The sequence below is a fragment of the Mycobacterium sp. NGS33 genome (genome assembly GCF_059812885.1).
Window position 1 is genome coordinate 32,705 of sequence record NZ_JCALDN010000011.1, and the last position, 19,719, is coordinate 52,423.

At 69.4% G+C, this 19,719-nt stretch carries 18 protein-coding genes; 15 read left to right on the forward strand and 3 right to left on the reverse strand.

Going from position 1 to position 19,719, the window contains the following annotated elements; translation table 11 throughout:
* Window positions 1-51: 51 nt before the first annotated feature.
* Window positions 52-1,056 carry an alpha/beta hydrolase gene (locus AC5Y5B_RS17515; RefSeq protein WP_500006022.1) on the forward strand — a complete coding sequence of 335 codons (1,005 nt, stop codon included), beginning with the start codon at window positions 52-54 and terminating at the stop codon, window positions 1,054-1,056.
* A gap of 171 nt (window positions 1,057-1,227) precedes the next feature.
* Window positions 1,228-3,894 carry an ATP-binding cassette domain-containing protein gene (locus AC5Y5B_RS17520; protein ID WP_500006023.1) on the forward strand — a complete coding sequence of 889 codons (2,667 nt, stop codon included), beginning with the start codon at window positions 1,228-1,230 and terminating at the stop codon, window positions 3,892-3,894.
* Between the two features lie 15 nt (window positions 3,895-3,909).
* Here AC5Y5B_RS17520 and AC5Y5B_RS17525 read toward each other — a convergent pair whose 3' ends face one another.
* On the reverse strand, window positions 3,910-4,074 hold the full coding sequence (locus tag AC5Y5B_RS17525) for a hypothetical protein (RefSeq protein ID WP_165821806.1): 165 nt from the start codon (window positions 4,072-4,074) through the stop codon (window positions 3,910-3,912).
* A 262-nt stretch (window positions 4,075-4,336) separates the two neighbouring features.
* On the opposite strand from AC5Y5B_RS17525, the gene AC5Y5B_RS17530 reads away from it, so the two are divergent.
* From AC5Y5B_RS17530 to fadD1, 8 genes are read left to right on the forward strand one after another with little or no spacing between them, the layout of a single operon-like run.
* On the forward strand, window positions 4,337-5,515 hold the full coding sequence (locus AC5Y5B_RS17530) for an acyl-CoA dehydrogenase family protein (RefSeq protein WP_500006024.1): 1,179 nt from the start codon (window positions 4,337-4,339) through the stop codon (window positions 5,513-5,515).
* A 22-nt stretch (window positions 5,516-5,537) separates the two neighbouring features.
* Window positions 5,538-6,653 carry an acyl-CoA dehydrogenase family protein gene (locus tag AC5Y5B_RS17535; RefSeq protein WP_500006050.1) on the forward strand — a complete coding sequence of 372 codons (1,116 nt, stop codon included), beginning with the start codon at window positions 5,538-5,540 and terminating at the stop codon, window positions 6,651-6,653.
* Window positions 6,650-7,150 carry a MaoC family dehydratase gene (locus AC5Y5B_RS17540; RefSeq protein WP_500006025.1) on the forward strand — a complete coding sequence of 167 codons (501 nt, stop codon included), beginning with the start codon at window positions 6,650-6,652 and terminating at the stop codon, window positions 7,148-7,150. The genes AC5Y5B_RS17535 and AC5Y5B_RS17540 overlap by 4 nt, the downstream gene beginning before the upstream one ends.
* 16 nt (window positions 7,151-7,166) lie before the next feature.
* A complete protein-coding gene (locus AC5Y5B_RS17545) occupies window positions 7,167-7,613 on the forward strand; it encodes a MaoC/PaaZ C-terminal domain-containing protein (RefSeq protein WP_112633307.1) in 447 nt (148 codons plus the stop codon).
* Window positions 7,610-8,812 (forward strand): thiolase family protein, encoded by a 1,203-nt coding sequence (locus AC5Y5B_RS17550; protein WP_112633308.1) that lies wholly within the window; start codon window positions 7,610-7,612, stop codon window positions 8,810-8,812. The genes AC5Y5B_RS17545 and AC5Y5B_RS17550 overlap by 4 nt, the downstream gene beginning before the upstream one ends.
* Before the next feature lie 2 nt (window positions 8,813-8,814).
* Entirely contained in the window at window positions 8,815-9,216 is a 402-nt protein-coding gene (locus tag AC5Y5B_RS17555; RefSeq protein ID WP_500006026.1) for a Zn-ribbon domain-containing OB-fold protein, read from the forward strand.
* Between the two features lie 26 nt (window positions 9,217-9,242).
* On the forward strand, window positions 9,243-10,844 hold the full coding sequence (locus tag AC5Y5B_RS17560) for a flavin-containing monooxygenase (RefSeq protein WP_112633309.1): 1,602 nt from the start codon (window positions 9,243-9,245) through the stop codon (window positions 10,842-10,844).
* 21 nt (window positions 10,845-10,865) lie between these two features.
* The gene (fadD1, locus tag AC5Y5B_RS17565) at window positions 10,866-12,485 is read left to right on the forward strand and encodes a fatty-acid--CoA ligase FadD1 (protein WP_112633310.1); all 1,620 of its coding nucleotides are present in this window, start codon (window positions 10,866-10,868) and stop codon (window positions 12,483-12,485) included.
* Between the two features lie 7 nt (window positions 12,486-12,492).
* Here fadD1 and AC5Y5B_RS17570 read toward each other — a convergent pair whose 3' ends face one another.
* Window positions 12,493-13,365, reverse strand: a complete 873-nt coding sequence (locus AC5Y5B_RS17570) for a DMT family transporter (protein ID WP_112633311.1) — start codon at window positions 13,363-13,365, stop codon at window positions 12,493-12,495.
* A gap of 246 nt (window positions 13,366-13,611) precedes the next feature.
* Here AC5Y5B_RS17570 and AC5Y5B_RS17575 point away from each other — a divergent pair, with 246 nt between their 5' ends.
* The 5 genes from AC5Y5B_RS17575 (at window position 13,612) to AC5Y5B_RS17595 (ending at window position 18,840) form a co-directional block, all read left to right on the forward strand.
* Window positions 13,612-14,709 (forward strand): ferredoxin reductase, encoded by a 1,098-nt coding sequence (locus tag AC5Y5B_RS17575; RefSeq protein WP_112633312.1) that lies wholly within the window; start codon window positions 13,612-13,614, stop codon window positions 14,707-14,709.
* 16 nt (window positions 14,710-14,725) lie between these two features.
* Entirely contained in the window at window positions 14,726-16,132 is a 1,407-nt protein-coding gene (locus tag AC5Y5B_RS17580; RefSeq protein WP_112633313.1) for a fatty acid desaturase family protein, read from the forward strand.
* A gap of 97 nt (window positions 16,133-16,229) precedes the next feature.
* Window positions 16,230-16,952, forward strand: a complete 723-nt coding sequence (locus tag AC5Y5B_RS17585; RefSeq protein WP_112633314.1) for an SDR family NAD(P)-dependent oxidoreductase — start codon at window positions 16,230-16,232, stop codon at window positions 16,950-16,952.
* A gap of 54 nt (window positions 16,953-17,006) precedes the next feature.
* Window positions 17,007-18,371 carry a molybdopterin-dependent oxidoreductase gene (locus tag AC5Y5B_RS17590; protein WP_240631753.1) on the forward strand — a complete coding sequence of 455 codons (1,365 nt, stop codon included), beginning with the start codon at window positions 17,007-17,009 and terminating at the stop codon, window positions 18,369-18,371.
* Complete coding sequence (locus tag AC5Y5B_RS17595) at window positions 18,364-18,840, forward strand: hypothetical protein (protein WP_112633315.1); 477 nt, start codon at window positions 18,364-18,366, stop codon at window positions 18,838-18,840. Before AC5Y5B_RS17590 ends, AC5Y5B_RS17595 begins: the two co-directional genes overlap by 8 nt.
* On the opposite strand, the gene AC5Y5B_RS17600 is transcribed toward AC5Y5B_RS17595, so the two are convergent.
* The gene (locus tag AC5Y5B_RS17600) at window positions 18,813-19,694 is read right to left on the reverse strand and encodes an alpha/beta fold hydrolase (RefSeq protein ID WP_112633316.1); all 882 of its coding nucleotides are present in this window, start codon (window positions 19,692-19,694) and stop codon (window positions 18,813-18,815) included. The genes AC5Y5B_RS17595 and AC5Y5B_RS17600 overlap by 28 nt on opposite strands.
* Between the last annotated feature and the right edge of the window lie 25 nt (window positions 19,695-19,719).

Genomic DNA, 19,719 nt, shown 5'->3' on the forward strand with positions numbered 1-19,719 from the left:
GGTTGAAGCCCAATGGTGAGTGCAACCGAACCGGCCCGCATATTGCCGAGCGTGGCGATCACGCGGCGCGTCCACCATCGCCACAGCCCGCAATCGGTCGCAGTCGGGCTCGCCAGCCGCCTGATCGTCAAGAACACCGTCCGCGCGTGGGCGCTGACGCCCAACCTCCGCTGGCCGTTCGAATTCGTCGACGGCGTCGCGGGCCTGGTCCCGCGTGTCGGGTCCGACGCGACAATCGAGCCGGTGCGACTGGAGCACTGCGCCGCGGAATGGGTCCGCGCGCCCGGCGTATCGGGGGAGCGGGCCATCCTGTATCTGCACGGTGGCGCCTTCCTCACCTGCGGCCTCAACACCCATCGCTCGATGGTGGCCCGCCTGTCGAAAGCGGCCGATGCCGCGGTGCTGACCGTTGCCTACCGGAAACTGCCCGCCCACCAGATCACCGATGCCATCGACGACGGGATCAACGGCCTTCGGTGGCTTCAGGATCGCGGTTTCGACGGCGACCAGATCGTCGTCGCGGGCGACTCGGCCGGCGGCTATCTGGCGTTCATGACCACCCTGCTGGCGATCAGCGACGACATCATGGAGCCGGCCGGCGTGGCGACCATCTCGCCGTTCACCGATGCGGACCCCGTGCGAAAGCTCAAGCACCGCAACGCCCGCAAGTGCTCCATGTTCACCCGCCGCGCATTCTCGATGTTCGCTCAATACCTCAGCAAGGCACAGGTTTTGGAGGGCCGCGGTGATGCCACGGTGGCCTCGCCGGTGGACGCCGACCTGTCCTCGATGCCGCCGGTCACCATTCACGCCAGCTCCGACGAGCTGTTGGTCGCCGACGCCGAATTGATGGCGAAACGCCTGGAAGCCAGCGGGATCCACTGCGATCTGCATTTGTGGGACGGCCAGATTCACGACTTCCCGATAGCGGCCGACGTCTTGCCCGAGGGCAGGCGGGCCCTGAAGTACATCGGTGATTTCGTCAAGGATGTCACCGCCGCGCGCAGCAAGGCCCCGAGCGTACGGGGCCTGCGCAACGCCGCGGTTGCGGGTTGAAGACAGCGAAAGTACTTGCCCCGCAGGCCGGTTCGCCACTCGTTCGCCGCCGTCCGCCTCGGCGGGTTCGCACGGTTTCGGCGCGGGCTTGCCCGCCGGCGGCGCGTGCGAAAGGTGCCCGGCGGTGAACCAGGCGGATAAGTTGCGCCGCTGCCGTTACAGTTGGTCTCGATGAGCCCACCAGCCCCGCCTGCGCTGACCGTGCGGTACGACGGAGCCGAGCGCACCTTCGCGCCAGGCAACGATGTCGTGATCGGGCGGGACCTCCGCGCCGACGTCCGGGTCGCGCACCCACTGATCTCCCGCACCCACCTCATCGTGCGATTTGACCAGGGCCGATGGGTCGTCATCGACAACGGCAGCCTCAACGGGCTTTATGTGCACAACCGCCGCGTCCCGGGCGTCGACATCCAGGACGGCCTGCGGGTCAACGTCGGCAATCCGGACGGCCCGGCGCTGACCTTCGAGGTCGGCCGCCATCAGGGTTCGGCCGGGCGGCCGCCCCTGACCACGTCGATACCGATCGTCACCTACCCCAGCGAACCGCCGGCGCGGGCGTCGCAGAGCCAACCGCTCGACGCGCAGGGCCCCGGCCATCCCCAGCAGCCGGCGTCCGCCTCGTTCCGCCACCCCGTCCATCCGCCCACGGCCGCGCAGCCGAGCCAGCCGGTCAGCGGACCCACCCCGAGTCACCCCTCGGCGCCGCAAGCGCGCTACCCGACCAGCGGCCTGCCGAGCGCCCCGCCGAGTGGCTCCCAGCCCGCACCGCAGATCTACCGGTCGCCGTCGATGCACTCCGCGCCGCCGACCACCGCGCAGCCGGCGGTGCCCCCGACGGGCCGCATCGGCGGCGACTCGTCGATCCTCGCGACGTCGATGATGAAAATCCTGCGGCCGGGCCGGGCCGGGCCGGACGTCCCCGGCGCGATCAAGATCGGGCGCGCCAACGACAACGACATCGTCATCCCCGAGGTCCTGGCCTCGCGCCACCACGCCACCCTGATCCCGACGCCCTCCGGCACCGAGATCCAGGACAACCGCAGCATCAACGGCACCTTCGTCAACGGCGTCCGGGTCGACTCGGCCGTGCTGCGCGACGGCGACGTCGTCACGATCGGCAACATCGACCTGGTCTTTCACGGCGGCAACCTGGCCCGCCGCGACCAGGCCGCGACCGCAACCCGCGGCGGCGGCCTCGACGTGCGCGGCGTGACCTGGACGATCGAGAACAACAAGACGCTGCTCGACAACATCTCGCTGACCGCGCTGCCCGGCACGCTGACCGCGATCATCGGGCCCTCCGGCGCCGGCAAGTCCACCTTCGCCCGCTTGGTCGCCGGGTACACGCACCCGACCACGGGGGCCGTGTCGTTCGAGGGTCACAACATCCACGCCGAATACGCCTCGTTGCGCAGCAGGATCGGGATGGTGCCCCAGGACGACGTGGTGCACGGCCAGCTGACCGTGCAGCAGGCGCTGATGTACGCCGCCGAATTGCGGCTGCCCCCGGACACCACGAAGGACGACCGCGCCCAGGTGGTGGCCCGGGTGCTCGAAGAGCTCGAGATGACCCAGCACCTGCACACCCGGGTGGACAAGCTCTCCGGCGGCCAGCGCAAGCGGGCGTCGGTGGCGCTGGAGTTGCTCACCGGGCCGTCGCTGCTGATCCTCGACGAGCCGACCTCCGGCCTGGACCCGGCGCTGGACCGGCAGGTGATGACCATGCTGCGGCAGCTGGCCGACGCCGGTCGTGTGGTGCTGGTGGTCACCCATTCCCTGACCTACCTGGACGTCTGCGACCAGGTGTTGCTGCTCGCCCCCGGCGGCAAGACGGCGTTCTGCGGGCCGCCCAGCCAGATCGGCGCCGCGATGGGCACCACCAACTGGGCCGACATCTTCAGCACCGTCGCCAACGACCCGGACGGGTCCCGCGCGCGCTACCTGGCCCGGACGGGCCCGCCGCCCGCCCCGCCGCCCGCGGAGAAACCCGCCGAACTCGGCGACCCCGCGCACACCAGCCTGGTTCGGCAGTTCTCCACGATCGCGCGCCGCCAGATGCGGCTGATCGTCTCCGACCGCGGCTATTTCGTCTTCCTCGCGCTGCTGCCGTTCATCATGGGGTCGTTGTCCATGTCGGTGCCCGGCGATGTCGGGTTCGGCATCCCTAACCCGATGGGCGCCGCGCCCAACGAACCCGGCCAGATCCTGGTGCTGCTCAACGTCGGCGCGGTGTTCATGGGGACCGCCCTGACCATCCGCGACCTCATCGGTGAGCGCGCCATCTTCCTGCGCGAGCAGGCGGTCGGGCTGTCCACGTCGGCGTACCTGCTGGCCAAGGTCTGCGTGTACACCGTCTTCGCGGTCGTCCAGTCGGCGATCGTCAGCGTCATCGCGGTCCTCGGCAAGGGCGCCCCGACCCAGGGGGCGGTGGCGCTGGGCAAGCCCGGCCTGGAGCTGTTCGCCGACGTCGCGCTGACGTGCGTCGCGTCCGCGATGCTGGGGCTGGCCCTGTCGGCGGTCGCCAAGTCCAACGAGCAGATCATGCCGCTGCTGGTGGTGGCGGTCATGTCGCAGCTGGTGTTCTCCGGCGGGATGATTCCGGTCACCGCGCGCGTCGGGCTCGACCAGATGTCGTGGGCCACCCCGGCGCGGTGGGGATTCGCGGCGTCGGCGTCGACCGCCGACCTGACCAAGCTGGTGCCCGGCCCGCTGACCCCGAAGGATTCGCACTGGCGGCACACCCCGGCGACGTGGTGGTTCGACGTCGGCATGCTGTTCGTGATTAGCGCCGTGTACCTGGGGTTCGTGCGCTGGAAGATCCGGCTGCGGGGCGGCTGAGCGCCCGCGGGCCGGTCAGGCGCCCTTGCGGACCATCTGGTCGGCCGCGGCGCGCATGCGGTCGGACAGTTGCAGCAGACCGTGCTCGCCCACGCCCAGCGGCAGCGTGTACGCGAGTTGCCGCAATTCGACGGCGTAGTTTCTCAGGTCTTCGCGAAGGCGCATCTCAACAGTGGGCATGACTTCTCCCTCGGGCCGGAACTGGGCGGCGAGCCTGGTCCGCGTCGACCAGCCGATCTGAAAATCCTCCCAGCCCGTTGGCGTATCCGCGAGAGCGCGGCCGTGTTTTAACGGGAGTTTGACAGCGCGTTTACAGCCGGGGCGCGCGACCCCTCGGTGCCCGACGGGCGTAACGCCACCGCGAAATCCCGGGCGCATTCTCGCCGTGGCGTTACGCTGGCGCTGCCCCGTGTAAGGCCGGCAGAAAGGCATAGGCGCCGGAATGGATTTCGAACTCGACGCTGGGCAGCGGGCCTGGCTCAGCGAGATTCGCGAATTTCTGCGCGAGAACGTCACCCCGGAACTGCGGGCCGAGCTCGCCGAGCACGACCTGGAATATCCCCAGGGCGAGGTGGCCCGGTTCCGCCGCAAGATCGGCGAGAGGGGCTGGTTCGGGCTGAACTGGCCGCGCGAGTACGGCGGTCTGGGGCTCGGCGCGATGCACCTGCACCTGCTGATGAGCGAATTCGAATACTGGGGCGTGCCCGGCCCGGATCTGACGGTGACGTCGGTGGCGCCGATGATCATGCGGCACGGCACTGAGCGCAACAAGACCGAATGGCTGCCCCTGATCGCCAGGGGCGAAATGATCTGCGCCGTCGGGTATTCCGAGCCCGAGGCGGGGACCGACCTGGCCAGCCTGCGGACCAGCGCCACCCGTGACGGCGACGAATGGGTGATCAACGGAACCAAGATCTGGAACAGCGGCGCTCAGCGCGCGACGCACGAATGGCTGTGCGTCCGCACCGATCCCGGCGGCGTCCGGCATCGGGGCATCTCGGTCATCATCGTGCCGATCGACAGCCCGGGTGTGGAAATTCGGCCGCTGTATGCGTGGTCGGGGTATCGCACCAACGAGGTGGGATTCCGTGACGTTCGGGTGCCGGCCGGCAACCTTGTCGGCGAGGTCGATCGAGGCTGGACCTACATCACCGGTGCGCTCGATCTCGAACGCGGTGCGCTGACCAACGCCGGCGACCTGCGCCGCGCCGTCGAGGAGTTGCGCGGGCTGGCGCGCCGGCCACGACGCGACGGGACCGTGCCGGCCGACGATCCGTCGCTTCGCCGCCGCCTGGTGCAGGCGGAGGCCGACGTCGCGGTCGCCACGCTGATGGGCTACGAGGCGGCGTCGATCCTGGACAGCGGTGTCATCCCCACCGTCGAGGTCAGCGTCGAGAAGGTGTTCACCAGCGAGCTGCGCCAGCGCATCGCCGGCCTGGCGCTCGACCTCCTCGGTCCGGACGGCCTGCTGGCGCATCGCAGCGAACAGGCCCCGCTGGCCGGCACATTCGAGCGGCTCTACCGGGCCGCCCCGCTGATGCGCTTCGGCGGCGGCACCAACGAGGTGCTGCGCGACATCATCGCCCAGCGCGGGCACGCGATGCCCTCCTATGGACGCTGACCCCGGCCCCCGCACGGCACCGATGAAGATCATCCCCACCGCCGAACAGCGCGAGTTCGCCGCGGCGCTGCGCGCGCTGCTGGCCGCCGAGAATCCGACCACCCTGGTGCGCGCGCTCGCCGAACCCGGCGCCGACCGCGGCACGCCGGCGTTGTGGAAGGCGCTGGCCGACGCGGGCGTCTTCGGCCTCGCCATCGCCGAGGAGTACGGCGGGGCCGGCGGCCGCCTCGACGACCTCGCCGTCTTCTACACCGAGGCCGGCCGCGCGCTGTGCCCGACGACGGTGCACAGCAGCGTTCTCGCCGCGCTGGCCGTCGATCAGCTCGGCTCCCCGGAGCTCAAGGGCCGCTGGCTGCCGGCGCTGGCGTCGGGGAGCGTGCGGGCCAGCACCGCCCTGCACAACGCCCGCGATGCCGCCGTCGTCACCCCGGTGCTGCGCGCCGATCCCGACGCGGGGCGGTGGCGGCTGCACGGAACCGCGGACTACGTCCTCGATGCCGACGTCGCCGATCTCCTGGTGGTCTCCGCCACGGCGGCCGGGCGCACGCTCGTCTTCCTCGTCGACGTCCGCGCCGGTGGCGTCGGCCTCGAACCGCTCGAGATGGCCGGTGGCATCCGGGCTTTCACCGTGTGCTTCGACAACGCGACGGCCGACGCGGCGCTCGACGGGATCACCGCAGCGGCCCTGCGCCGGGTGGCCAACACGGCCGTGGCGCTGGGATCACTGGACCTGGTGGGCGTCGGACAGGCGGTGCTGGACCGCACCGTCGACTACACCAAGTTGCGTCATCAATTCGGCCGGCCCATCGCGTCGTTTCAGGCCGCCCAGCATCTGGTGGCCAACATGCACATCGCGCTGGCGGCGGCGCGATTGGCGGCGCACGCGGCGGTGTTCTGGCTGGGGCGGGGGCGCGTCGCCAGCAGGGAGACGGCCATCGCGCGCATGCACGCGGCGACCGCGGCCCGGCTGATCACGCTCGACGCGCACCAATTGCACGGCGGCATGGGCTATGTCACCGAGACCGACCTGCATCTGTGGAGCGAGCGGGCGCGGCTGGGTTCGACATTCGGCGGCGGGGCCGACGTCGCCGCGGCCTGGCTTGAGCAGAGCATGGACGACGAAGGGGAGCGCCTTTGAGCGAGGACAGTTTGATCGATGCGGAATCGGCGGCGCGGGTGGGCACCGTCGCCGCGTCGGCGAGCGGCGAGGTGAACCGGCGCGACTGGCAGCGGTGGGCGGCGGCGGTCGGTGACCACAACCCGCTGTACTTCGACCCGGATTACGCCAGGGCCAACGGATATCGCGACATCGTCTGCCCCCCGCTGTTCCTGCAGTACGCCGTCCTCGGCGTATCCCCGCTGGGATCGCTGCGTCCCGACGGCTCGTCCGGCGCGGTCTCCGGCGGCCTGGCGTTCCCGCGCGCGCCCAAGCGGATGGCCGGCGGCGAGAGCTTCACCTTTCACCTGCCCGCCTACCACCGCGACGAGGTCGAAATGGTCCGCACCATCTCCTCGATAGCCGAAAAGCAAGGCCGCTCGGGCAGATTCGTTCTCGTCACCTGGAACACGGTGTACCACAACCAGGATCGTGACTTGCTCGCCGAAGCGTCGACGTCGATGATCGCCCGCCCCTAGAAAGGCCTTGTGCGCCATGACCGATCACCAGCCGTTCTTCGACGACATCGCGGTGGGCGAGCATATTCCCGTGCTGACCGTCACCGTCGACGAAACGCAGATGTTCTTCTTCAGCGCCGCCACCTACAACGGCCACCGCATCCACTACGACAAGGAGTGGGCCCGCGACGCCGAAGGCTACGACAACGTCCTGGTGCACGGCCCGCTGCAGGCGGCGCTGCTGGCCCGCGCGCTCGGCGACTGGATCGGCGGGCGCGGCCGACTGGTGTCCTTTTCGGTGCAGAACCGGGCGATCGCCTATCCGGGCGAGTCGCTGAGCTTCGGTGGCGAGATCACTGGTAAACGCCTGAGCGACAACGGGACCGGATTGGTCGATCTCGTGATCGCCGGGCGCCGCGGTGACACGATCCTGATGCCGGGCATGGCCACGGTCGAGTTGCCGATGCGGGGAGCCCAGCCATGACCGGGCTGCGCGGCGAGGCCGCCATCGTCGGCATCGCGGAGTTGCCCGCCGAACGCCGCCCCACCCGGGCGCCGCTGTTCACCCTCGACCAGTACGCGATGCTGGCCAAGCTGGTGATCGAGGACGCCGGGGTGGATCCCGGCCGTGTCAACGGCCTGCTGACCCACGGCATCGCCGAATCGGCGATGTTCGCACCGGCGACACTGTGCGAATATTTGGGCTTGGCACTGGATTTCGGCGAGCGGGTCGATCTGGGCGGCGCAACCTCGGCCGGGATGATCTGGCGCGCCGCCGCGGCCGTCGAACTCGGCATCTGCGACGCGGTGCTGGCGGTGGTGCCCGGGTCGTCCGCGGTGCCGCTGTCGCAGCGGCGACCGGCACCCGACCCGAATTGGTATGGGGCGTCGTCGAACAACTATGGCTCGCCGCAGGCCGAGTTCGAGATCCCCTACGGCAACGTGGGCCAGAACGCGCCCTACGCGCAGATCGCTCAGCGCTACGCGGCCGAATTCGGCTACGACCCTGCCGCGGTCGCCAAGATCGCCGTCGACCAGCGGACCAACGCGTGTGCGCACCCCGGCGCGGTCTTCCACGGCACCCCCATCACGGTCGACGACGTGCTGGACAGCGCGATGATCGCCGACCCGATCCACATGCTGGAAACCGTGATGCGGGTGCACGGGGGAGTGGGGGTGCTGATCGCCAACGCCGACATCGCCCGCCGCGGCCGCCACCGCCCGGTGTGGATCAAGGGCTTCGGCGAACACATCGCCTTCAAGACCCCGACCTATGCCGAGGACCTGCTGTCCACCCCGATCGCCCGCGCCGCCGACCGGGCCTTCGCGATGGCGGGGCTCGACCGATCGGACGTCGACATCGCGTCGATCTACGACTGCTACACCATCACGGTGCTGATGAGTCTCGAGGACGCCGGATTCTGCGCGAAAGGCCAAGGCATGTCGTGGGTCAACGAGCACGACCTGACCTACCGCGGCGACTTCCCCCTCAACACCGCCGGTGGCCAGCTGTCCTTCGGTCAGGCCGGCATGGCCGGCGGCATGCACCACGTGGTGGACGGCGCGCGCCAGATCATGGGCCGCGCGGGTGACGCGCAGGTGACCGACTGCCACACGGCGTTCGTCACCGGCAACGGCGGCATCATGAGCGAACAGGTCGCACTGCTCCTGCGGGGGGACTAACCATGACCCGCCCCATCCCGGAGCCCACGCCGGTCTCGCAGCCCTTCTGGGACGGCCTGGCCCGGCACCGCATCCTGGTCCAGTACTCGCCGTCAGCACAACGCTACGTGTTCTATCCGCGCACCCTGACCCCCGGAACCCTGGCCGACGACCTGCAGTGGCGCGAAATTGACGGTGCCGCAACGCTATACACCTTCACGGTCGCCCGCCGGCCCACCGGGCCGCCGTGGGCCGACGCGCTGCCGCAGCTGCCCGCGGTGGTGCAGTGGGATGCCGGACCGAAATTCAGCACCGAGTTGGTCGACGTCGACCCGGGTGACATCCGCATCGGCATGCGGGTGCGGCCGGTGTTCTACGATCTGCCCCAAGAGGGCATCACCCTTCTGAAATATCGGCCCGCATGAGCCCGGGCGGTAGGTCGGAGGTGCACATGGACGACCCGGTCGACAGCGACGTCATCGTCATCGGCGCCGGGTTCGCCGGGCTCTACGCCGTGCACCGGGTCGCCTCATCGGGCCTGTCGGTCACCGGCATCGAGGCCGCCCCCGACGTCGGCGGTACCTGGTACTGGAACCGCTACCCCGGCGCGCGCTGCGACGTCGAAAGCGTGGACTACTCCTACTCATTCGACGAAGAACTGCAGCGGAGCTGGTGGTGGACCGAACGCTTCGCCGCCCAGCCGGAAATCCTGGCCTACCTACGCCACGTCGCCGACCGTTTCGAGCTGCGCCGCCACTACCGATTCGGCGTCGACGTCACCGGCGCCAGCTTCGAGGAAGGCCGCTGGCACGTCGACACCGCGACCGGACAGCGCTTTGTCGCACAGTTCCTGTTGTGTGCGACCGGCTGCCTGTCGGCGCTGAATCGTCCCGACATCCCCGGGGCCGAGGACTTTTCGGGGCAGGTGTATTTCACGGCGGCGTGGCCGCGCGAAGATCCCGAGCTGCGCGGCAAGCGGGTGGGCCTGATCGGCACGGGATCGTCCGGGATCCAGGTGGCCCCGATCATCGCGGCCGCCGCCGAAAACCTGGTCGTATTCCAGCGATCCGCGAACTACACCATCCCGATGCCCAACCGGCCGTGGTCGGCCGAGGAACAGCGACAGATCCAGGAGCAGTACCCCGAACGCCGCCGGCTCTCCGCCTATGCGCCGGCGGGCACACCGCACGGCACCTACCACAAGAACGCCGTCGACACCGAACCGCAGGAACGGACCGAAGCGCTGTGGAAACGCTGGCGCGAAGGCGGAGTGCTGTTCGCCAAGACCTTCCCCGACCAGACCAGCGACCTGTCCGCCAACGACATCGCCAGGACGTTCGCCGAGCAGCGGATCCGCGAGATCGTCAACGATCCCGCCGTCGCAGCCGATCTCATTCCGGTCGATCACCCGATCGGAACCAAACGCATCTGCACCGACGACGGCTACTACGCCACCTTCAACCGCGACAACGTTCGGCTGGTGAACCTGCGCCGCGAGCCCATCGAGACGATCACCGCCGACGGGGTGCGAACAAGCGCGACGACATACCCCTGCGACGTGCTGGTCTTCGCGACCGGCTTCGACGCCATGACCGGCGCGCTGACCCGGATCGACCCGAAAGGTCCCGGGGGACAGCGGCTGCGTGACCTCTGGGCCGGCGGCCCGGTGACCTTCCTCGGCCTGATGGTGCCCGGCCTGCCGAACCTGTTCACCATCAGCGGGCCGGGCAGCCCGTCGGTGCTGTCCAATATGGTGCTGCACGCCGAGGTTCAGGTCGACTGGGTGGTCGACCTGGTGCGGACCGCGCGACGCCTCGGCGTGGACGAGGTCGAGCCCCGCCACGACGCGGCGATCGCCTGGACCGAACACGTGGCCCAAGCGGCCGAGCGGACCCTGTTCCCCAGCGCGGCATCCTCGTGGTACCTGGGCACCAACATCGAGGGCAAGAAGCGAGTCTTCATGCCCTACATCGGCGGTTTCGGCACCTATCGGCGGCGCTGCGACGAGGTGGCCCAGAACGACTACGCGGGGCTGGTGTTGACCACCCGATGACGTCGACGAGGAGGTGAACCCGTGCCGGAGACGGTCCAACAGCTGCTGCGGCAACGTCGCCATGACGACGCCCGGGCGCTGGTGCACGGCGAGCGGACCTGGACCTGGCGCGAGCACCTCGCCGAAGCCGAGGCGGAGGCCGCCGCGCTGATCGCGCTGGCCGACCCCGCACGCCCGTTGCATGTCGGCGCCGTACTGGGCAACTCCCCGGCCATGCTGCGCGCCATGGCCGCGGCGGCGCTGGGCGGCTACGTGCTGTGCGGGATCAACACCACGCGGCGCGGATCGGGATTGCTGGCCGACATCCGCCGATCCGACTGCCAGATATTGCTCGCCGACCCGGAGCACCTGGAACTGCTGAAAGACTTGGACCTCAACGGTATTCAGCTAATCGATGTGACCGGCGGCCACTACGCCGACGCCGTCGCGGCTGCGCCACCGCTGGCGCCGCATCGCGAGGTGGCAGCCGAAGACACCCTGATGATGATCTTCACCTCGGGCACCAGCGGTGACCCCAAGGTGGTGCGGTTCGCCCACGGCATGGCGATCATGTGCGGTGCCAGCCTGATCTTTCAGTACGACGTCACCGCCGACGACGTCTGCTACCTGTCGATGCCGCTCTTTCACTCGAACGGCGTCGCCGCGGGGTGGGCGGTCGCCATCGGCAGCGGGGCCACCATGGTGCCGGCGCGGTTTTCGCCGTCCCGCTTCCTCGACGATGTGCGTCGCTATCGCGTGACCTATGTGAACTACGTCGGCAAGCCGCTGGCGCTGATCCTGTCCACGCCCGAGCGTCCCGACGACGCCGACAACACCTTGCGGGTGGCCTTCGGCAACGAGGCGACCGATCGCGACATCGCCGAATTCGCAAGGCGTTTCGGGTGCCGGGTCGTCGACAGCTTCGGGTCGAGTGAATTCGCGGTGATCGTGGTGCGCGAAGACGGCACCCCGCCCGGCTCCATCGGCAAGCCGTACCCGGGGGTGAGCATCTACAACCCGACGACGCTGCGGGAATGCGAACCCGCGAAGTTCGACGCCCACGGGGCGCTGACCAACTTCGACGACGCCGTCGGCGAGCTCGTCAACACCCAGGGGGCGGGCCCCTTCGCCGGCTACTACAACGATCCGGGTGCCACCGCGGAGCGCATGCGGCACGGGATGTACTGGTCGGGAGATCTGGCCTATCGCGACGACGACGGCTGGATTTACCTGGCCGGCCGCACCGCCGATTGGATGCGGGTGGACGGGGAGAACCTGGCGGCCGGCCCGATCGAGCGGATTCTGGCGCGGCTGCCCGAGATCAGCCAGGTCGCCGTCTATGCGGTTCCCGACGACCGGGTCGGCGACCAGGTGATGGCCGCCCTGGTGCTGCGCCCCGGGGCCCGCCTGAGCCCGGACGTTTTCGCGAAATTCCTTGCCGCGCAGCCGGATCTGTCGCCGAAGGCATGGCCCCGCTACGTGCGGATCAACGACCGACTGCCGGCGACCGCGACCAACAAGATTCTCAAGCGGGCGCTCATCGCCGCGGGTGTGACCGCGCAGGAGGGGTTGTTGTGGGCGCGCCCGGCACGTGGCAGCAGTTATGTCCCGGTGAGCGAAAACGCCGCCGGCCGTGCGGCATCCGGCGTCGCAGGATCGTGAAGCGGCCTCAGCCCGCTTCCTCGACGGGGTCGGGCTGGGGTGCCTCCCCGAACCGCGCCAGCACCAGCGTCGCGCACACGGCGACGGCGAAGCCCGCGACCACCAGCCAGCCCAGCCCCTCGCGCGCGGTGTCGCCCAGCCACACCACCCCGACGAATGCCGGTGCGAGCGTCTCGCCGACCACCATGCCGGCGACGGCCGTGGTCACCGATCCGCGGTGCAGCGCCGAGGTGAGCAACAGAAAACCCGCGGCCCCGCCGGCGGCCGCCGCGTACAGCGCGGGGTTGGTGTAGAACGCCCGCTTGGTGGGATCGATCGCCTCGATCAGCCGCACACCCACCTCGACGACGCCGAAGCCGCTGCCGGCGGCCAGCCCCAGCGCGAGCGCACGCGCGCGGTCGGGCAAGCGCCCCGCGGCGGCGCCGCCGAGGAAGATCGCCGCCACCACCCCCAGCAACGCCCAGCCGAGCCCGGCCGGGGCGTGCCGAAAGTGGCCGGGGCCGGCGGCCAGGGCGAGAACGACCAGGCTGGCGCAGACCACGCCCACGGCCGTCCATTCCCCCGACGACAGCCGCGCAGACAGCACCCACGCGGCCACCACGCCGGTGACCGCGATCGAGGCGGCCAGCGCGGCCGCGACGACGTAGATGGGGACCAGGCGCAGCGCGGCGACTTGAAGCGCGAACCCGGCGACGTCGAGACCGACCCCGGCCAGATAGCGCCACTGCCGCACGGCGCGCAACAGCAGGACGGCGTCGACGCCCGAGCCGCTGCCGGCTTCCACGGAGCGGGTCCCTGCCGCCTGCAGCACGGTCGCCGTCCCGTAACACAGCGAACAGCCCAGCGCGAGGAGGAAGCCGATCAGCACACCCATCGACATTAGGCGCCGCGGCGGCCGTACGCCGCGGCGCCTGGCTCCTGTCAAACTGCTGAGCAAACGTTTGGCCGACGGACGGCCGGGGCACCTCAGAGGTATCTAACGCCATAGCCCTAACCATCGGTACGCAGCAGCCAGTGAACGGCTATGCCTGCGCTGTGCGCGCGTTCGACATATGTCTAAGCTTGCGCGCCAACAGAATTCATTTCGATGTTTGGAGTCGGTGTACAACTGTGTACTCTAGAACACATGGCTGAACGCGGTGCCCAGCCCAACGTCCCACGCGGACGGCGGTTATTCCTGCGGGCGGTGCGACGGTTGTTCAGCCCGCTGCAGCCCGACGACTACCTCGAGATGATCAACCCGCTGTGGACCACCAAGGAGCTGCGCGGGAAGGTCGAACGCATCGAGCAGCAGGGCTCGGAGGCGGCCAGCGTCCTGATTCGCCCCGGCTACGAATGGCCCGGCCACAAGCCCGGTCAATATGTGCGCCTCGGGGTGGTCATCGACGGCGTCTACCACTGGCGCGCGTACTCGCTGACCTCGGATCCCAGGCCCGAAGACGGCCTGATCAGCGTCACGCCGAAGCGCGTCGACGGCGGCGCCGTGTCGCCCTACCTCGTGCACAAGATTCAACCGGGCGACCTCGTGCGGTTGGGCGAAATCGAGGGCGTCTTCACGCTGCCCGAACCGCTGCCGGCCAAGATGCTGTTCATCAGCGCGGGCAGCGGCATCACGCCGATCATCAGCATGCTGCGCGACCTCGACCATCGCGACGAATTGCGCGACGCGCTGGTGATCCATTCCGCGCGAACCCGCGAGCAGGCCATGTTCCTGCCCGCCTTGGAAGAGCTCGAGCAGCGCCACGAGGGGCTGCGGCTGGATCTTCGCCTCACCTCCGAACAGGGCCGGTTCACGCCCGGCGACCTGGACGAAGTGTGCCCGGACTGGCGTGAGCGCGAGGCCTTCTGCTCGGGTCCCGGGGAAATGCTCGACGCGCTGATCGAACACTGGAAAGAACACGGCGACTGCGACCGCCTGCACTTCGAGCGGTTCCAACCGAAGATCGGCGGCGACGCCAACGCCGGCGAGGGCGGCACCGTCTGCTTCTCCGACAGTGAGAAGGAAGTCGAATGTGACGGCGGCACATCGATTCTCGAGGCCGGCGAGAAGGCCGGTCTCAACCTCGCCTATGGCTGTCGCATCGGAATCTGCCACACCTGCGTCGGGACGCTGAAGTCGGGCAAGCTGCGTGACCTGCGCTCGGGTGACGTCATCGAACCGACCGGACAAGACGTCCGAATCTGCATCAACACCGCTGAGGGCGACGTCGAACTCGAACTCTGATCGAAAGGAGCGGCTTGTGACCACTGCCGTAAAGAATGCCGCTGACAACCCACTCGCTCGCTTGAGCGAGCAAGAGCTGGAAAAGCTTGCCAAGGAATTCGACGCGATTCACGACGACGTGTTCGCCGACCTCGGCGAGCGCGACCGGCGCTACATCAAGAACGTCATCTCGGCGCAACGGCAGATCGTGGTGGCCGGCCGGGTGCTGCTGCTGGCCTCGCGCTCGAAGACCGCGTGGCTGCTGGGCACCGCGTGCCTCTCGATGGCCAAGATCCTGGAGAACATGGAGATCGGCCACAACGTCATGCACGGCCAGTGGGACTGGATGAACGATCCCGATATCCACTCCTCGGTGTGGGACTGGGACACGGCGTCGACCGCCGAGTCATGGAAGCACTCGCACAATTACATCCACCACACGTTCACCAACATCCTGGGCAAGGACAAAGATCTCGGCTACGAGATCATGCGGATCGACCCCAACCAGAAATGGGCGCCGCGGTATCTGGGCCAGCCGATCTACAACCTGTTGCTCACGCTGCTGTTCGAGTGGGGCGTCGCCGTCCACGACATGGACATCGACGCCATCCGCAAGCGGGAGAAGCCCTGGTCCGAGGTGCGCAAGGACCTCAAAGGGATCGGGGTCAAGGCGCGCGCGCAGATCGTCAAGGACTATCTCGGGTGGCCGCTGATCAGCGCGGGCGCGTTCGGGCTCGCGCAATTGGCGACGGGTGGCCGGCTCGAACAGCCGGCGCAGTCCCGCGTCGCCAGGCGGCTGCGCAGGGTGTCCACGGGCCGCCGCACGGGCGCCGTGGCGAAGTTCCTCGACAAGGTCGCGCCGGGTGTCGAAAGCACCTACCTGCGCACGCTGGCCGCCGACGCGCTGGCCAACGTCATCCGCAACGTGTGGGCCCACGCCATCATCTTCTGCGGCCACTTTCCCGACCAGACGTACACGTTCACGCCGGAAGAAGTCGAGGACGAGAGCCGCGGCGGTTGGTATGTGCGCCAATTGCTCGGCGCCGCGAACATCGACGGCAGCCCGCTGTTCCACATCATCAGCGGCAATCTCGGTTATCAGGTCGAGCACCACCTCTACCCGGACATGCCGAGCAGTCGATACTCCGAGATCGCGCCGCAGGTCAAGGAGATCTGCGAGCGCTACGAGCTGCCTTACAACTCCGGCCGTTTCTCGAAGCAGTGGGCGATGGTGCACCGCAGCATCTTTCGGCTGGCCTTCCCGGGCGGGAAGCCCCGGCCGAAGCCGGGTCCCTACCACGGCAACGTGCATCGGCCCGATCCCGAGCGGCCGAGCGAGGGCAATCGCTCCCGTGACCGGGTGCCCGCCGAGCATCCCTCCGCCGGCCCCGAACACGACTCCGGTGGCGTCGAGGTGCAGCCGCCGCCGCGGGGCAAGGACTGATCCGCGGCCGACCTCATCGGGATTGTTGATCGATGGCATCGGCGATCCCAATGGCCGGAGAGGACTCCACGCGCCGATCGCCGGTTTGAATGGGGTGATGGAACTCGAATCCCAGATCGCTCTGGTCACCGGCGGCACCGCCGGCATCGGCCTCGAATCGGCCCGCCTGCTGGCGGGCGAGGGCGCCGAGGTGGTGATCTCGGGACGAGACGCCGACCGGGGTGCCCGCGCCGTGGCCGAAATCGACGGCAAGGTCAGGTTCGTTCGCGCCGACCTCGGTGACATGGATTCGATCGCGGAGCTGGTGAGCGAAGCCGGACCGGTCGACGTGCTCGTCAACAACGCCGGCGCCTTCCCCGTCGCACCCACTGTCGAGCAAGGTCTCGCCCCGTTCGAGGCCATGTTCGACACCAACGTGCGGGGTGCCTACTTCCTGGTCGCGCAACTCGCCCCCGGCATGATCGCCCGTCAGCGCGGCAGCATCGTCAACGTCACGTCCCTGGCGGCTCGAAAAGGGATGCCGGGGGCATCGGTGTACGGCGCGACGAAGGCGGCGCTGGCGTCGCTGACGCGCACATGGGCCGCCGAATTCGGCCCGCACGGTGTCCGGGTGAACAGCGTTTCGCCGGGGCCCACGCGCACCGCGGGTGTCCTCGCCGAGTGGGGGGAGTCCATCGAGGACATCGCCACCACCCTCCCGCTGCGCCGCACCGCGCGCCCGGCGGAGATCGCCCAGGCGGTGCTGTTCCTGGCGTCGCCGCGGGCAGGCTACGTCACCGGATCGACGCTGTACGTCGACGGCGGCGGGGCCGCCGCCTGAACGCGCACCGAATCTGAACCATTTTCCCGGACTCGTCGTGGATCATCATCGATGATGCGCCCCGTCCGCTCACCCGCTCCCGAAGGCACCGAGGCGCCGGGGTCTCCCGGCGGCTACGGATTCCCCGCGTGGCTGTGGCGCTGGCTCGGCGAGCACCCGCCCCCGGGCGCCCGGCGGGCACAGCGGTGGCGCAGCCCGCTGCGCGGGCCGTGGCTGACATCGGTCTTCGGGTCGGTGCTGCTGGTGACGCTGCCGATCGTCATCCTCACCGGCTTGCTGTCGTACATCGCCTATGGGCCCCGGTTCGGGCAGGCCATCCCCGGTGACGTCGGGTGGCTGAAGCTGCCGACGTTCGACTGGCCCACCCGCCCGTCATGGTTGTACCGGCTCACCCAAGGCCTGCACGTCGGGCTCGGCCTGGTCCTGATCCCGGTCGTGCTGGCCAAACTGTGGTCGGTGATACCCCGGCTGTTCGTGTGGCCGCCCGCGAGGTCCATAGCCCAACTGCTGGAACGGGTTTCGCTGCTGATGCTGGTCGGGGGCGTGCTGTTTGAAATCGTCACCGGCGTGCTGGACATCCAGTACGACTACATCTTCGGGTTCAGCTTCTACACCGCGCATTACTTCGGGGCGTGGGTGTTCATCACCGGATTCGCCGTGCATGTCGCGATCAAGTTCCCGAAGATGTGGTCCGGCCTGCGCTCGATCGCACCGAGCGACGTCGCGCGGACCGGGCGTGCCGGCACCAGAGCCCAGGAGTGGGAGCCGGACGGGCTGGTCGCCTCGGAACCGCGCCCGGCGACCATGAGCCGCCGCGGCGCGCTGGCGCTGGTGGGCGGCGGCGCGCTGTTCATGGCGGTCATCACGGCGGGCCAGACGCTGGGTGGCTATGCGCGGCCGGCTGCGCTGCTGCTGCCGCGGGGGCGCACCCGCGGGGCCGGACCCAACGATTTCGAGGTCAACCGGACCGCGGTGGCGGCCGGGATCTCCGCGGAAAGCACCGGCGACCGATGGCGCCTGACCCTGACCGGTGGTTCCCGCCCGGTGACAGTGGACCGCGCCGCGCTGCTGGCCATGCCGCAGCACACCTCGGTGCTGCCGATCGCCTGCGTGGAGGGATGGTCGACCACCCAACGCTGGACCGGCGTGCGGCTGGCGGATCTGGCCCGGCTGGCCGGCGTGCCCGAACCGGAATCGGCGCACGTGTCGTCGTTGGAGCGCTCGGGCGCGTTCGGCCGCGCGACCCTGCAGGCGAGCCAGGTGCGCCACCCCGACGCGCTGCTGGCGTTGCTGGTCAACGGCACCGACTTGTCACCGGATCACGGCTTCCCGGCGCGCATCATCGTGCCGGCGCTGCCCGGCGTGCACAACACCAAATGGGTGCAGTCGATCGCCTTTCGGGCGGCGGCAAATGCGTAGCGCGCGAGCGGTTTTCGTCAAGCTCTACGGGTCGGGCCCGTTGCACCTGCTGACCCTGCTCGCCGGGTTCGCGCTAGTGGGCTACGTGGTGGCCACCATCGATCCGGTCACGCTGTGGAACTCGCGCGTGTGGTGGCAGTCGATCGTCGTGTGGTTCGCCGCGGCCATCGTCGTCCACGACCTGGTGCTGTTCCCGGTCTATGCGCTCCTCGACGCGCTGCTGTCGCGGGCCGCCGTCCGGCCGGAACCGCCCCGCGTGCCGGTGGTCAACTACATCCGGGTGCCCGCGCTGGGAGCGGGTCTGACGCTGGTGGTGTTCCTTCCCGGAATCATCAAGCAGGGCGCCGCCACCTATTCGGCCGCCACGGGCCAGACCCAGGACCCCTACCTTGGCCGCTGGTTGCTGTTGACCGCGGCGATGTTCGGGGTCAGCGCCGCGATTTACGCGGTCCGCGTCGTCAGGCGATGAACCGCCGCGGCGATTTCCGCGGGATGGTCCTCTTGAAGAAAGTGCTTGGCCGGCAACAGGATCGGGTCTGCGACACCGGCGGCGCGCTGGGCCTGGACGCCGTAGCGCCGCCAGGGCAGCATCGCGTCGCGGACGCCCCAGACGATCTGCACGGGGTAGCGCGCCGGCCGCACGGCGTCGAGGTAGCGCTGCTGCTTGGCGGCGGTAAGTTCGAACCCGCGCATGATTTTCAGGAACGCTCGCCCGCCGTCGTCACCGAACAGCAGGGGCGGCCAGCAGGCGAGTTCGGCGGACGGGACGCGCCGGCTCACCCCGACGAGGCGCATGATCGCCGCGAAGGCACCGGGCAGGTGCATCGAGGCCAACCAGGCTTCGCCGATACCGCGATGCGCAAACGGTTCCATGGGCCAGGGCCGGTGAAACGACTCCACTTCGACGATGGTGTTCAGCAGCGTCAACGACAACACCCGCTCGGGCACCGCGTGCGCCACCTCGAATCCCACGGGGCCGCCGATGTCGTGCACCACGAGATGGAACCGGTCCAGCCGCAACGCGTCGATCGCGCCGAGCAGCCAACGGCCCAGCCCGGTCCAGGAGTAGTCGGCGTCATCGGGCCGCTCGGCGAACCCGAGCCCCGGCAGATCGACCGCGACGCCGCGCAGCCCGCGAGCGCCCAGCTCCGGCACCACCTTGCGATAGAGGTAGGCCGAGGCGGGGACGCCATGCACGCACACGACCGGCGGCGCGTCGGGCGGGCCCGCCTCGATCACGAACGACGAGAGCCCGCCGGCGCTGAAGGTGCGCCCCGAGGACCGATACTCCTCGAGCAACCGGGTGACGTGCGCGGCGGTCATGTGGCCGGCTCCCTGTCAGGCATCC